The organism is Chryseobacterium sp. SIMBA_029 (assembly GCF_046535275.1).
GTDB lineage: Bacteria > Bacteroidota > Bacteroidia > Flavobacteriales > Weeksellaceae > Chryseobacterium.
Window position 1 is genome coordinate 1 of record NZ_JAWRXA010000286.1, and the last position, 274, is coordinate 274.

Annotated in this window: 1 protein-coding gene; it reads right to left on the minus strand. The window is 63.1% G+C overall.

Annotated features, from left to right (window positions below; all coding sequences use genetic code 11):
- On the minus strand, positions 1-274 hold a 274-nt coding region (locus SB679_RS24155; RefSeq protein ID WP_410704777.1), incomplete at both ends, for a hypothetical protein.

A 274-nucleotide genomic window follows, 5' to 3' on the forward strand; every position in this document is an offset into this window, starting at 1 on the left:
CTTCAGAAGTTCCATATCGCCGCGGGCCGTCAGCAACCATTCCTTCGAATAGGTTCTGGCGGTCGAGCTCAGCGCCGGGGCGAAATCGGGCGTCGCTTTCAGCGCCGAGCGCATCTCCTTGCGCGCACGGCGCAGGTTGGGCAGCGTCAGGCGCCCGAGGTATTGCTTGCCAACCAGATATTGATGGTAGGCGGCCGGATTGAGCTCAAGATAGGAGCGCGTCGCCTCATGCCGCTCGATCTCGCTGGAAACAGACAGCGCCACGCGCCGTGAG